This is a genomic window from Phytobacter palmae, assembly GCF_039409775.1.
In the GTDB taxonomy this organism is placed as follows: Bacteria; Pseudomonadota; Gammaproteobacteria; order Enterobacterales; family Enterobacteriaceae; genus Phytobacter; species Phytobacter palmae.
Map to the genome: position 1 here is coordinate 12,337 of NZ_JBCIVJ010000022.1, position 14,025 is coordinate 26,361.

General features: G+C 49.1%; 14 protein-coding genes. 6 read left to right on the top strand and 8 right to left on the bottom strand.

Features of this window, described 5'->3' with window-relative positions; genetic code table 11:
- Positions 1 to 64: 64 nt before the first annotated feature.
- From AAIG39_RS21100 to rluE, 4 genes are all read right to left on the bottom strand, one after another.
- The gene (locus AAIG39_RS21100; RefSeq protein ID WP_343194664.1) at positions 65 to 2,017 is read right to left on the bottom strand and encodes a methyl-accepting chemotaxis protein; all 1,953 of its coding nucleotides are present in this window, start codon (positions 2,015 to 2,017) and stop codon (positions 65 to 67) included.
- Positions 2,018 to 2,348: 331 nt separating this feature from the next.
- A complete protein-coding gene (locus tag AAIG39_RS21105) occupies positions 2,349 to 2,798 on the bottom strand; it encodes an NUDIX hydrolase (protein ID WP_090087860.1) in 450 nt (149 codons plus the stop codon).
- A gap of 22 nt (positions 2,799 to 2,820) precedes the next feature.
- Positions 2,821 to 3,747: a hypothetical protein gene (locus tag AAIG39_RS21110; RefSeq protein ID WP_343194652.1), complete on the bottom strand. Its 927-nt coding sequence runs from the start codon at positions 3,745 to 3,747 to the stop codon at positions 2,821 to 2,823.
- A 70-nt stretch (positions 3,748 to 3,817) separates the two neighbouring features.
- Positions 3,818 to 4,468, bottom strand: coding sequence for a 23S rRNA pseudouridine(2457) synthase RluE (gene rluE / locus AAIG39_RS21115; RefSeq protein ID WP_090087858.1), 651 nt, complete (start codon positions 4,466 to 4,468; stop codon positions 3,818 to 3,820).
- Positions 4,469 to 4,584: 116 nt separating this feature from the next.
- Between rluE and icd the strand changes: the two genes are divergently transcribed.
- The 3 genes from icd (at position 4,585) to AAIG39_RS21130 (ending at position 7,766) form a co-directional block, all read left to right on the top strand.
- Positions 4,585 to 5,835: an NADP-dependent isocitrate dehydrogenase gene (gene icd, locus AAIG39_RS21120; RefSeq protein ID WP_041851685.1), complete on the top strand. Its 1,251-nt coding sequence runs from the start codon at positions 4,585 to 4,587 to the stop codon at positions 5,833 to 5,835.
- A 576-nt stretch (positions 5,836 to 6,411) separates the two neighbouring features.
- On the top strand, positions 6,412 to 6,663 hold the full coding sequence (locus AAIG39_RS21125) for a hypothetical protein (protein ID WP_090086411.1): 252 nt from the start codon (positions 6,412 to 6,414) through the stop codon (positions 6,661 to 6,663).
- An 842-nt stretch (positions 6,664 to 7,505) separates the two neighbouring features.
- Positions 7,506 to 7,766 (top strand): hypothetical protein, encoded by a 261-nt coding sequence (locus AAIG39_RS21130; protein WP_090086413.1) that lies wholly within the window; start codon positions 7,506 to 7,508, stop codon positions 7,764 to 7,766.
- Positions 7,767 to 8,584: 818 nt separating this feature from the next.
- Here AAIG39_RS21130 and AAIG39_RS21135 read toward each other — a convergent pair.
- The 3 genes from AAIG39_RS21135 to AAIG39_RS21140 form a co-directional block, all read right to left on the bottom strand.
- Positions 8,585 to 10,408: a sensor domain-containing phosphodiesterase gene (locus AAIG39_RS21135; protein WP_343194653.1), complete on the bottom strand. Its 1,824-nt coding sequence runs from the start codon at positions 10,406 to 10,408 to the stop codon at positions 8,585 to 8,587.
- A 104-nt stretch (positions 10,409 to 10,512) separates the two neighbouring features.
- Complete coding sequence (gene yoaJ / locus AAIG39_RS25750) at positions 10,513 to 10,587, bottom strand: protein YoaJ (protein ID WP_107222887.1); 75 nt, start codon at positions 10,585 to 10,587, stop codon at positions 10,513 to 10,515.
- A gap of 100 nt (positions 10,588 to 10,687) precedes the next feature.
- Positions 10,688 to 11,716, bottom strand: coding sequence for a GGDEF domain-containing protein (locus AAIG39_RS21140; protein ID WP_343194654.1), 1,029 nt, complete (start codon positions 11,714 to 11,716; stop codon positions 10,688 to 10,690).
- 315 nt (positions 11,717 to 12,031) lie between these two features.
- On the opposite strand from AAIG39_RS21140, the gene AAIG39_RS21145 reads away from it, so the two are divergent.
- Together AAIG39_RS21145 and AAIG39_RS21150 are read left to right on the top strand one after the other, a co-directional pair.
- Complete coding sequence (locus AAIG39_RS21145; protein ID WP_343194655.1) at positions 12,032 to 12,274, top strand: putative hemolysin; 243 nt, start codon at positions 12,032 to 12,034, stop codon at positions 12,272 to 12,274.
- A gap of 75 nt (positions 12,275 to 12,349) precedes the next feature.
- Positions 12,350 to 12,655, top strand: coding sequence for a hypothetical protein (locus tag AAIG39_RS21150; RefSeq protein WP_343194656.1), 306 nt, complete (start codon positions 12,350 to 12,352; stop codon positions 12,653 to 12,655).
- Here the strand turns inward: AAIG39_RS21150 and AAIG39_RS21155 are convergent.
- Positions 12,645 to 13,001, bottom strand: a complete 357-nt coding sequence (locus AAIG39_RS21155; RefSeq protein ID WP_249573159.1) for a DUF488 domain-containing protein — start codon at positions 12,999 to 13,001, stop codon at positions 12,645 to 12,647. The genes AAIG39_RS21150 and AAIG39_RS21155 overlap by 11 nt on opposite strands.
- Positions 13,002 to 13,307: 306 nt before the next feature.
- Here AAIG39_RS21155 and AAIG39_RS21160 point away from each other — a divergent pair, with 306 nt between their 5' ends.
- The gene (locus AAIG39_RS21160; protein WP_343194657.1) at positions 13,308 to 14,015 is read left to right on the top strand and encodes a CTP synthase C-terminal region-related (seleno)protein; all 708 of its coding nucleotides are present in this window, start codon (positions 13,308 to 13,310) and stop codon (positions 14,013 to 14,015) included.
- The last annotated feature ends 10 nt before the right edge of the window (positions 14,016 to 14,025 follow it).

Sequence of the window (14,025 nt, forward strand, 5' to 3'; positions counted from 1 at the left end):
CACAGAACGATAAACCCCAGCGTGGCTGGGGTTGGATTGAAAACAGACGTTTAGTGGCGTTATATCAGGCGGCACGCTTATCGTCGATGCTGAACTGCTCCACGCTCTGCGCAAGCTGCTGAGCCTGTTCTTCCAGAGAACTGGCCGCCGCCGCCATCTCTTGCACCAGCGAGGCGTTCTGCTGGGTGACGCCATCCATCTCGTTAACCGCAATCGTCACCTGGCTAATGCCTTTGGCCTGCTCATCAGAGGCGACAACAATCTCGTTAATGATGGTTTGTACGGAATTAACCGCCTGGGTCATTTCCTGCATTGTCTTCCCGGCATCATTTACCAGTTGAACGCCGTTCTCGACACGCTGGCTTGACTCTTCAATCAGCGCGGCAATCTCTTTAACCGCATTGGCGCTACGCTGTGCGAGATTACGTACTTCGGAAGCCACCACGGCAAAACCGCGTCCCTGTTCGCCGGCGCGCGCTGCTTCGACAGCGGCGTTAAGTGCCAGGATATTGGTCTGGAAGGCGATACTGTTGATCATGGTGGTGATGTCGCTGATTTTCTTCGAGCTGTCATCAATCTGCGACATGGTTTTGACCACCTGGCCGACCAGCGCTTCACCCCGGCTGGCTATCTGCGTTGCATTCGCCGTCAGGGCCGTCGCCTGGTGTGCGTTGGTGGCGTTATGTTTCACCGTCGCACTGAATTGCTCCATGCTGGCGGCAGTTTGCTCCAGCGCTGCGGCTTGCTGCTCTGTGCGCGAAGAGAGGTTAATGTTGCCGCTGACAATCTCCCCCGCGCCCTGACGCACGGAATCACTGGCATCTTTGATCTGCCCGACTATCTGGCGCAGTTGTGCCTGCATGGTCTGCAGCGCGAAGAACAGGCTATGGCGATCACCGGATTTAACATTAATCTCGTTATCCAGCTTGCCGTCTGCGACGGCCAGCGCGATGGTAGCGGCTTCCAGCGGTTCGCCGCCAATCGGTTTCAGTACCTTGCGGCTAAAGACGATACCCAGCAAGGCGCTAACCAGCAGGATGCTCAGCACCATCAGAATGATGGCGTTCATCAACTGACGGTTGGCCGCAGCCATCACCTGATTGACCGGGGCGACGACGCCCAGATACCATTTGTCGGTACTGTTACCGATAGAGACCGGTTGCCAGGTTACCAGAGCATTTTCCCCGAGGATGGCATCAGGTTGTTCCACCACCTGTGAAGAGAAATTATTCGTGTTGCCCGGAAAGGGTTTACTGGTCATTTTCTTGTCAGGGTAAGAAATCACTTTGCCCGCCGTCGACAGCAGCACGGCGTAGCCGCCACCTTCCCACGGCTTAATTTGATTTACTTTTTCCTGCAATGAGGCAAGAGAGATATCCGAGGTGATCACGGCTTGCAGTTTGCCCTGACTGACCACCGGGGCCGCCACGGAGGTCAACAGCGTCGGCACGCCGTTGTAAGCGTAGCTATAAGGTTCAATCAGTGTGTCTTTCTGGGATTTTTGCGGCACCAGATAATAATCACCCTGGCCTGGCGTCAGATAAGAGAGCAGGGGGTGCATCTTGAAATTGCCTGACTGATCGCGATCAACGAAGAAGGCATAACGGCCCTTTGGCGCCTGGTCTGGCTTATCTGCAAAATCCGCGTCTTTCCCGTCAAACGCGTTTTCTTCAAAAATCACCGAGATGGAAAGGTAATCCGGATTATCACGCAGGGCCGATTCCATCATTTTATCGGCGACTTTACGATCTGTGATCCCGGCTTGCGGTAAGGCAATCAGGCCATGGCCGAGGTTGTGCGCAACATCGCGCGCGTAGTTAAGATCTTGCTGAATTTTGAGGGCTTCGCTCTGAGCAATCTGGTGCAAGTACTGTTCTGCTAATGATTTTTGCTCGTTGCTGGACTGCCAGCTCAGCACGCCAATGGTTGCAACAAAGCCGAGAGTGATGGTTAAGGCGCCTGTGAGCAACATCTGCGCGCGGGTACTCATCTTTTTTTGAACATACTTTCTTGCCATCACCGTACCTCTGATTTCAACGTGTAGCATTATTACAATTCCGCACATCGGGATTGCCTTTCAGGATGTCTATCGGCGTATGTTTTTTGATCTTTAATTGTTAACTATGTGGTCTGTTTGGCGTAAAAATGCACAAAACGCCTCTTCAGTAGCAGGAATAATCAGCGATGGGCGTAGAGTGCGAAGGAATATACGGAGTGTAGTGTCACTTGCAGTATGTTAAGTTGCAGTTAATTATTTCGCTTTGGTAGTAATTAGCAGGTACTGAGCCTGGTTACGACAGGTATGAACGCAAAAGCCGCGCTGGCACGGCTTTTATCGGAACGGGCGCTTATTTAAAGGGCCAGTTAAATTCGCCAATTATTGATAGCGGGAACCGCGTGCCAGTTTGCCAGCTGCGAATACTTTCTGCGACCAGCGGGGAGCGCAAGTTCGTCGCGGCCAGGATCTCGTCAGCGCTGACCCACAGGCAGCGGTCAATATCACTGTCGTGCGGTTGGGTGGCACAGACCTCCTGCAGATCGACAGCAAACAGAAAACGCAGAAAGGGGGTTTTATCCGGCGCAATCCATTGATGCATGCGAATAAATGCATCGGGCATGGCGTGAATACCGGTCTCTTCCCACAGCTCACGCTTTGCAGCCTGCACTAACGTTTCATTGGCTTCCAGGTGTCCGGCAGGCTGATTCCATAGTGCTTTGCCGCTAATTGTCTCTTCTACGACCAAAAACTTACCCTGCGCATGGACGACGCAGGCGACGGTGACATGAGGTTTAAACATACTTTCCTCTTTATTATCTCATTTATTCATCGAAGCCATCGGCCATATCTGGCCAGGTGATCTCGCCACTCTGCTTGTTGATACTAATATAGGCCACCGGTGGAGACGTCTCGCTATCAGCACTGCCACGGCACAGAGCCGACTGATGATCTTCGCGGACGATAATCTGAATCTCTTTTTGCGCGTTCCAGCTTTCATAAAACACGCAGTGATAGTCAGTACGCAGGGAAAGCGTGGCAATACGCGTGGCTTTATCGACAGAGAGAGGGTTAATGTCGTCGCGATAGCGATCGCCTTCGTCGATGGACGCAAGCTGTGATTTTTTAAGCCAGCCGCGAATGATGCGATGATCGGGACCGTACCAGGTCACCTCAAGAAAATCATCCTCGGACTGTTCCTGAGCGGAAACACTATCGCCCGGCACCAGGAATACCGATGGGCTACGGCACTTCTCATTGGGCATAGTGTAAAACCACGCTCGTGCCTGACCCTGAACGCGGAATCTGTTGCTGGCAGAAGGGGCTTCTCGCTCACGCGAACGCAGGGCCTCATTTGCCCACGCCTGGCATTCATGGCTGACGGGTAATGGAGGTGGCTCTGAGGTCAGCTGATCGGCTGTTACCCAGCCTGTGACGAATGCTCCGCTGGCATCCCGGTAGCGTACATAGCGAAAGGGATGGGTTTGGGACACTCCGCCTGATTTACCGTATAAAACAGAGCTTCGCAGGATTTCAACGGTGTCGCCATTGACTAAAAAAGCGGGAAGCTGGCATTCCGAGCCGGGGGCAGAATAAAAGTGCAACCGTTCAGGGCTGGTCACTTTTGCAACGCCGAAGAGATAGTCTGCTTCGCCTGCGGCTCTCCCGCCGATGGTCTCGCAAGTTTCATCAGCAAAGCATGATGACGAAACAGCGCAGAGCAGCAAAAAAGTCGCAACACGTAAGAACATATCTTTTCCTCATCCATGACAACAAATAGTTAACAGTAGTTTCCGGAATTGTTCAGGATAAACAATACCTTTATTTCACTTCCCGCCATTGGCCATTGAGCAGCCCGTCAAGCGTATATTCACCCAGCGCATAGCGGATAAGCCGGAGAGTCGGAAAGCCTACATGGGCGGTCATGCGTCGAACCTGGCGGTTGCGGCCTTCGTAAAGCGTGATTTTAAGCCAACTGGTGGGAATGGATTTCCGCTCACGAATGGGGGGATTACGCGGCCACAACCACTCTGGTTCGGCAACACGTTCAATGCCAGCAGGAAGAGTAGGGCCGTCATTAAGAGTGACACCGTCGCGCAATGCTGTCAGCGCCTCTTCACCGGGCTCTCCTTCAACCTGGACAAAATAGATCTTCCCGGTACGTTTACCCGGCTGCGTCAGTTTTGCCTGTAATCCACCGTCGTTGGTCAACACCAGTAAACCTTCACTGTCGCGATCCAGACGCCCCGCCGCGTATACATTCTGAACAGGTATATAATCTTTAAGCGTACTGCGTCCGGCCTCATCGGTGAACTGTGGCAAAACATCATAGGGTTTATTAAACAAAATCACCCGCTTTGGCTGGTTTTCGCGTCGTGGCTTAGTAGCTTGTCGTGAGCTGAATCGCTCAAGGTGGTGATTTCTAAAAGAAGTTTTCTTCATGGTATTTTCAGTGGTTATCAATTGCCGCATTATAACTGAAACATGATTGCCTTTCATGGAACCCAACTATCAGGTAGTATTGACAGGCTAATTACAATTCATTAACAAAAATCAGTAACAACCAGAAGCGCTCGAAGGAGAGGTGAATGGAAAGCAAAGTAGTTGTTCCGGCGGAAGGTAAGAAGATCACCCTGCAAAACGGCAAGCTGAACGTTCCGAATAACCCGATTATCCCGTTCATTGAAGGTGACGGTATCGGTGTCGACGTTACCCCGGCGATGCTGAAAGTGGTCGATGCCGCTGTGGAAAAAGCCTATAAAGGCGAGCGTAAAATTTCCTGGATGGAAATTTACACCGGTGAGAAGTCTACCCAGATTTATGGCCAGGATGTCTGGCTGCCAGCTGAAACCCTCGATCTGATTCGTGAATACCGCGTTGCTATTAAAGGCCCGCTGACTACGCCGGTTGGCGGTGGTATCCGTTCTCTGAACGTTGCTCTGCGTCAGGAACTGGATCTGTATGTGTGCCTGCGCCCGGTACGTTACTACCAGGGCACGCCGAGCCCGGTTAAACACCCGGAACTGACCGACATGGTCATCTTCCGTGAAAACTCCGAAGACATTTACGCCGGTATCGAATGGAAAGCGGATTCTGCTGACGCAGAAAAAGTGATTAAATTCCTGCGTGAAGAGATGGGCGTGAAGAAAATTCGCTTCCCGGAACATTGCGGTATCGGTATCAAGCCGTGCTCAGAAGAAGGTACCAAACGCCTGGTACGTGCGGCCATTGAATACGCGATTACCAACGATCGTGACTCTCTGACCCTGGTGCACAAAGGCAATATCATGAAGTTCACCGAGGGCGCGTTCAAAGACTGGGGCTACCAGCTGATTCGCGAAGAGTTCGGCGGTGAGCTGATCGACGGCGGTCCGTGGCAGAAAATCAAAAACCCGAACACCGGCAAAGAGATCATCATTAAAGATGTTATCGCCGATGCGTTCCTGCAGCAGATCCTGCTGCGTCCGGCCGAATACGACGTCATCGCTTGTATGAACCTGAACGGTGACTATATCTCCGACGCCCTGGCAGCCCAGGTTGGCGGTATCGGTATCGCCCCTGGCGCGAACATCGGTGACGAGTGCGCCCTGTTCGAAGCAACCCACGGCACTGCACCAAAATACGCAGGCCAGGACAAAGTAAACCCGGGCTCCGTTATTCTCTCCGCTGAGATGATGCTGCGTCACATGCAGTGGTTTGAAGCCGCAGACCTGATCGTGAAAGGCATGGAAGGCGCTATCGCTGCCAAAACCGTGACCTACGATTTCGAACGTCTGATGGAAGGCGCTAAACTGCTGAAATGTTCAGAGTTTGGCGACGCGATTATCGCGAACATGTAATCCAGTTTCTGGGTTTACGAAGAACGGGAGCCGATTGGTTCCCGTTTTTTATGGGCGCAGAAAAATTCTTCCAGAATCGTTCCCTGGCCGCAGTGATTAAAATGGCCAGCACATCGCCATTGACCCTTTGAATTGCCTCGAAATACTCGACGCGCGGCCCATGTAGCGCGCAAAACAAGCCACCACAGTCGCTTCATAACCGCCACTACCGATAAATGTTCGCTATAAAAAATAATACTCATGCCCGGCGGAGTGATACCAACAATCTGGAAAAATTCCAGAATCAGGCGTCGTGTTTTTGCTCTGCAAAACAGGAAGATCTCTGTCAAGGGATCAGCATAGCAGCAGAAAAAACAGCGAAAGAATGAATTGCGTTACGTTTACTTGCGCGGAGTTCTGGACTGGCACCGTGATAAGTTCTGCATGATTTGCATAACTCTTCCAGGTGAACTGGCGCAAACAATGTGAACAGGTCGCAGGAGAGTCATCGTTATATTTATTACTACGAGTTCCCTGGCCTAAGTGAAGGTGCTAATTTAGTAACGGAAGTCACTCTACTATTCATGGAGGTTTACTGTGAGTGTATATGTTTTTTATTACAACGAGTCTGGGGCAAGAGTTTTTACCAAAAGCAGCGTAAATGAAGAGGCAAAAGAGCTTCTTAAACGCAAGGGTTACAAAAAACATCATTTTGAGGTCGAAGCAGAAAGCGCTAAGGATGCTATTGCAATGATGAAACAAAATGATGATGAATACCTTAAAGAGTTAAAAGATTATTCGGACAGCCTGCTTTTTGTTGGCCTGGCGGGGGTGGCATCCTTCCTTTAAAAAAGTTCAGCGAAGCAGCAGAAAAGTCCTGTGTAAGTTGATGCGAAATCACAGGATTTTATCGGCTCAATGGCTTGCGTAGATATGTATCGCTACACGATCCCGCCTTTCTGGATGAGGTGTAAAAGAACGAAAACCCTTTAACGATACCCCGTTATCTTTCAGAGCGCCCTGGATATATTGATAAGAAGGGAGCACATGGCATCGCCATTAAATTAGCTAAAAATGGGGCAACCTGATGTTTATTACAGTCGGTGCTCTTTGGGAGTCTTTTATCTGCCTGGATAACTTATTTTTGGTTAAAAATAATTCTCAATGTTGATGCAATAGCGATGAGACTGCCGACAATCATGAAAATCGCAATAAATCTTCTGTGGTGCGAAACGAGATCCATCATCCCGTTGACCAGACAAATTGTCATGAACCCTATACTTATCCAGCGAATATGATTTTTATCCATCCCGTGCACCTTCACAAACAGGTTAATGTCTCTGCAATATTATCTTAGTGCGATGTATAAATTATCAACATATCCTCAACGCCATAAAGTAATGCGGTAACGTAAGGCGACACATGATCCTGTTACTGAGGCGATAAAACTAACCCGAAACGACACGCCTTAGAATCTTTCCTGCTGGTTTAATTCGTCAGATGCTTGTGGTCAAAACAGATTTGAATACGCCAGCCTGCAAGTATTTCAAGTACTCATCCGATTTTTATCACCACGCATTACTTCCGGACTTTTAGCCACTGTTATCTATCGTGAAAATGCGCTGCTTCACGTAAAAGCCTGCCACTTTCGACTATTCTTTCTCTAACAAATAGCTTAAAGGAGTATTCAGATGCATCAGCGCGGGGTCGTCCTTCATCATGAACACCGGATTGGTTATGTCATCATTCGCGATGAATTCGGCAATCACACTGTCGTAAAACTGCTTACAGGAAACGATATCGAAAGAGGGGATATCATCATTGGGTTCCTGCATGGTGAGGGCGATCAAACCTTTCATAATGAAACCCAGGATGTCTCTCTGGATGTTCAAATTCAGGGGCATGGATTGTCCGAAGAGGCAACAATCCAGATGATTCAAAAAGCCCACTGAGTTACGCGTTATTGCGCGGTGAGAGGCTGATTTGCCCGCAAAACAATTTAGCTGACGGGACAGCGATGCACTTCCTCAGGCAGAGCCGTCACGTCAGCCATGCCGGGTATTAATGATAAGAGATGTAAATAAGAACATCCCACAGATGAGTTAATCTGCGCTAACGGCAGGGCGGATGATCTTTCCCGGTAGATGAGAAAATGAGTCATTGTTATCGCTGTCCCGAATCGCTATTCAGGTGACCAGGAATCTGAATGTGTTAAGGGTAAGAATGCATACAGTCAGTATTAACATATATCCACTCTCCGCCAGTCAGACCTGGCAGCACCACGGAAATTGTGTGAGAGCTTCCAAAAATTAATTAACCGACGCAGATAATCGTTTTTGATAATACGAAGCCTGCTAATGATTATTTAATCTGTGAAAAGTATGTTGTGCTTCAGGAAAAATCAATAAAAGTAAAATCAGAATGCATACTTAATCAAAAGAGAGAGAGGTTAACTGCGATTTACAGGCGTAACTCACTGTTTTCGTTGGTTCGTAATAATGAGGCATCAAAAAATAAAACAACTTTTCCGATTTGCAAAAATAAAAAAGAAAAAGGACAGTTTCGACATCAAAACTGTCCGTGAATACGGTAAAGAATGTTAAATTGTATTTGCTTCACATGTTTACTTTATAACTTTCCTAAGCGAAATTTACCAATGCATTTTTTTCTCGTTATGGATTGAGAAAATTGATGATCGGGTTATTAATGTCGGGCTTTATTGGTTAGGGTTTAACGGGCGCCCTCGCAGGAAAGGGCGCCTGGGCGTAAATCATGAGCCGTATTGATGCTGGTCGTTGTTAATCCGTCCTAACACACGATAGGGCTTACAGTCGGCAAGCCAGGACATAACATCTTCTGGTGGGATGGGGCGTGAAAAATAATAGCCTTGCGCCTCATCACAGCCAAACTCAGTAAGCATTTGCGCGGTCTCATGATCCTCAACCCCTTCGGCCAGCACTACGTAATGGAGTTCTTTAAGCATCATGATGACGTTGCGGGCAATGATGCGACTACCGCTGTCAGTCGTAATCTGGCTTACCAGTGAGCGATCCAGTTTAATTACATCTATGGGAATGCGGCGCAGATAACTGATATTGCTATAACCGGCGCCAAAGTCGTCTAACAGGATCTGGAAGCCAAGCAATTTCAGGCGATCGAGCTCTTCAAGAGCGGCTTCACTCTCCAGGACTTTTTCAGTCTCCAGACACTCAATGCGAATATCTGCCGGATACAAGCCTGCATCCAGTACGTTGCTTTCCAGTTCATCTGCAAAGCCGGGACGAGAAAAATCACTGACTGTCACGTTAATGGAAACCGGCAGGGTAATACCCTGGCTACGCCAGGATATCAGCTGCGCGATGACTTTTTTAATGACCCACTGAGTAATTTTCGACATCAGGCTGGTTTTTTCCGCCAGCGCAACGATAGTTGCGGGAGAAATATTCCCCAGCTGTGGATGTCGCCAGCGCAGCAACGCCTCCACTCCTTCTGTTTTTCCAGAGCGTAACGATACCTTCGGTTGAAAAACCAGGTACAGCTGACTGGTCGATTTAATCGCCTCACTTAAGTCATACAAGAGTTTAAAGTCTTTATTTCTTTTATGATCAAGGATGGGATTAAATTGCAGGGCCGGAATATCCTGGCGGATAGATTCATGCAGGGCGCTGATTGCCTGGCGGACAATTTCATGGGCATCATCTTCCCGGGGCGAGAATTTGACGTAGCCGGTATGAATAGTAAGAGTAATATCAATATTTTGCGCCATTTGCGCCTGCATTCCCGGCAGTGTTTCTGCACGTTTAACAAGCGTCAATGCCTGTTCTAATTCAACCAGTATCGCAAAACGGGCGGGGGCGAAAGAATATAAAAGAACACTATCTTTTAACCGCAGGCGCATACGCAACAGCGGAATAAAGCTGCGCAGCATATTATCCACGGCATGTAATCCAAGATAACGGATAAGCTCGTAGGCGCGAGGCATATCAATACAGTCAAATATCACCAGACCGTAGGTGCCGGGATCTTTTACCAGCGTTTTCTGCTCCATTTCTCGCAGCAAAAACTGACGGTTGGGAAGCCCCGTGAGCGTATCGACGCGGCCAATAGAATATCGCGCTTCGAGGTATGCTGCGGAAAGCTCTGCGATGCGATTAAAATTTTCTATCTGTTGCTGCGTCGGGGTGAAGATACTGGAACTACTGACACATAGCGTGCCAAGAACCATACCTTCTTGCGTCATCATCGGCGCAGAAGCATAAAACAGAATATCGCCGTTTTGCACCAGCGGCTGATGAGAAAAGCGATTATCCAGCCGGGCGTCAGGACAGACAATGGTCTGTCCGCTATCGCGCGAATACTGGCACATCGTTTTTTCAATCGGAACTTTGAAATGCTCCAGCGGTACATTTTTAACATATTTGATATATTGGTAGTCATCATCAAATACGGTAATAAAGCAGCCTTCGACATTCATCACCTCACAGGCAAGGCAGGCATACTCTGTCAGGGCTGCGTCGCGGGTTTTATCCTCTTTACGCAATAATTCCAACGCCGCCAGCCGTTTGCTTTCGCTTTTTTTAAGTCCGGTGAACATTGCGAGCTCCTGCTCAGATAAATGAGGCTGTTAGGTTATGCTCTATCGACAACATCACTGGTCAGGATGACATCTGTTATGACTGTTTAAGGTTAGCCCACCATTTACCACCAGCCGAGTTGAGTACCAGCCACGGCAACAACAGCCACAATGAGCATAATGATTGTTGACTTTCTCACGAACTAGCTCCTGAGCTGGCATCATTTGCCAGCGATACAGATAATAATTAAATAGAAGAAAATAAGACAATTCTCAAGCAAAAAAGCGGACAGAAGCGAATTAATTGAGACGTAAAAATGGCTTCTTGTATTTTCCGTTTTTATCCTGATACATAGCCTGGTCGGCGATGCGCAATGCACTGTCAGCATCAACATTGTCGGGATTAATTTCAACGACACCGATACTGGCGCCAGGGTAAAATATACGTACAGAACCCAGTCGATATTCTCCAGAGAGACATTTATGCAAATTTTGCTTAAGTGAAGATAATCTTTCGGACTGAGTTTGATCGCGTGGCCCGCCAGGGCAGGCAATTAAAAATTCATCGCCGCCGAGACGTCCTACAACGTCATCTTTCTCGCAACCATTAAGAAGACGATGACCAATCTGAATAAGAAATTGATCGCCTGATTCATGGCCAAGTTCATCATTTATTGTCTTAAAGTTGTCGAGGTCAATAAAGGCAATAATTATCTGAATATTAAGGTTTCTGCCAAGCGAAAACAGCGTTGTCAGGTTATCAAAGATAGCCCGACGGTTAGGCAGGCCGGTCAATGGGTCAGTATAAGAATGAGCGATAAGTGCCGCGTTAGCGGCTTGCAGTTGTTCCACAAGCTGGTCTTTTTCGATGGAGCGCGCAATCAATCCGGCGAACAGATGTAAAACTTGTTCGCCGCGGACGCTCAGGGCGCGGGTGCCAGTGCTGGCAGCGCAAAGCGTGCCATACAGCGAGCCATCCGCCAGATGTACAGGTGTGCTTAAATAACTGGTGATACCTAGCGATTGCGCCGCTTCGCAATCTGCCCAATGGGTTGCCACGTCATTGCTAAAGAAACAGCCATCATCAAGCGCACGCTTGCACAGACTGTCGCCCCATGGCAGCGAAAAACCCTCAGGAATATCAAGCTGTTTGCTGTTTCGCGCATACTGGATATGCTGAAAACGGCCGTCGCCGTCGATTTTGGTGAGGTACGTCGATTCCATTTCAGTGACCATCTCCAGCATTTCAAGGAGTTGCCGTACCAGGCTTTCAAGGGATTGATCTTTATAGAGTGTTTCGGAAACTCGGGCCAAAATGAAATCGGACATTACGCTCTTTAACTCCTGTGCACTGCGCGCCGTATGCACCTGATGCTGAAAATTTAGGCCGCCATATTAAAGCATGGCTTAAACAATTCATATATCGGCATCATTAAACGGGCGGTCAGAAGATGACGTAAAAAAAGCCCCGTTGATGAGACGGGGCAAAAACTCATTGATTACGGAATGATGTTCTCTGGTCATGGGTGAGAACCAGCCAAATATATCTGCAAAGAGTGGCGTAAGAATGGAGAAATCATGGAGATGTCCGACGTAACGCATTAAGCTAAATTTATGGCTTATTATTTCAATATGGATAATTTGATGCGTAATGTTTTTTTCTTTCTTATTTGTGCATTAACGGCATGCTCCACGAAACCAGCTACGTCTCGTCCGCCTGTTGTGGGGAAAGCCAATCCGGCAGCGGTGTATTGTCTGCAGACGGGCGGACAACGCGTGCCCGTGCAAAGTCCGCAGGGGGTGCGTACCGAGTGTAAATTGCTTGGCGGTGAAGTCATGGACGAATGGGAACTGTGGCGACGCGATCACCCTCAATCTCGCTCGTGACACGTTACCTGCATCAGGGTAAACTTGGTTAAGAATAATCTTATTTTCCATGATGCATGTGTACGCGAGAGAATTATGTTTCAGTTACGACCGGGTAGCCTGGCGATGGTCATTGGCGCACAAACGCCTGCCGGGCGCTGTAATATCGGTAAATCAGTAGAATTATTTGGGCTTTGCCAGCCTGGTGAGGTGTTTCTGAATCCGGTCAATGGCGTGATGACGCGCATGCCGCAAAATGCGCATCGTGCGTTGTGGCTGGTCACCGGTGATATACGGGCTTTCGACGGGCAACAGGGTTTTGCCTTTGTTCGCGCCGAGCACCTGATGCCACTCGACCCGGACAGTCTGCCCGAACATCATCGCAGGCAGGTTATTTGCTGATTGATAGCGATTCCAGCCATTGTGCCAGCACCAGCGCATGATTTTGCCTGGTGTCTTTGGCGGCATAGAGCAGGGTGAGAACACCGCTTTTACTCTTCGCTTTAAGCGGCAGTCCTGTCTCTCGCTTATCCGCAAGCTCAGCAAGGTAGGCCTCCCGAAACGCGGCAAAATCCAGCACATCAGCGTGAAATGCTTTACGTAATTCGCTCGATGGAGCTAAATCCTTACACCACTCGTCGTAGTTCAGGTCGGTTTTTTTAACGCCGCGCGGCCACAGGCGATCAACCAGAACCCGATAGCCATCCTGCCCGGAGGGCGCATCATAGACGCGTTTACATTGAATCATCTCTGGTTTTTTCTCCATCACCTGTTTGTGCTGGTGAACGTGCCGCCAGCGCGTCAGCACATGCTGCAATGACGCCTTTTTACTGCCGTTATTGCGAGCGTCGCCCCCTGGCAGGCAGGCGCTGACCAGAATTTTACTGCCCATTTTTTCCGCAGCTTCGACACATCTGTCGCCTTAAGCTCCGTTTTCATCGGAATACGGCAAAATGTGCCCTGCCATTTTTAATGTGTTGTGATGTGGGCGAAAGATCGCTAATGTGAGGTTCCTTATGTTATTCGTTAATTGCTCTGACATAGGGACCCCTTCATGACCCATATTCCCGTTAAAGATACCCTGCGAATTGCCCTTGTGGGTGATTACAATCACGACGTTGTCGCGCACCAGGCCATTCCACTGGCGATCGACGATGCCGCCGCCGTTCTTGAGATTACCGCAGATTACGACTGGCTGGCGACCTCTGAGATCAAATGTAGCGATGACCTGGTTGGCTATGATGCAATCTGGGTTGTTCCGGCAAGTCCGTATAAAAATCCTGAGGGGGCCTTTATTGCCATTCAGTATGCGCGGGAAAATGCGATACCGTTTCTCGGCACCTGCGCTGGTTTCCAGCATGCCATTATTGAGTATGCCCGCCACGTAATGGGCGTAAGTGATGCTACTCATCAGGAAACCGACAGCGCCGGGCGGATGGTGATTGTTCCGCTAAGTTGCTCGCTGGTCGAGCAGGTGGCGGACATTGAATTACGCCCGAATACGCTGATCGCCCGCGCTTATGGACAGGAGAAAATCAGCGAAGGCTACCACTGTAACTATGGGATCTCGCCTGATTTTGCAGCCGAGCTGGAGAAAAGCGATATGCGGATAACTGGCTGGGATGAAGAGGGAGAAATTCGCGCAGTCGAACTGACCAACCATCCGTTCTTTGTCGCTACCCTGTTCCAGCACGAGCGTAATGCCCTTGCCGGACGACCTGTACCACTGGTACAGGCGATGTTGAAAGCCGCAAAAGATTGAGGACAGAAAA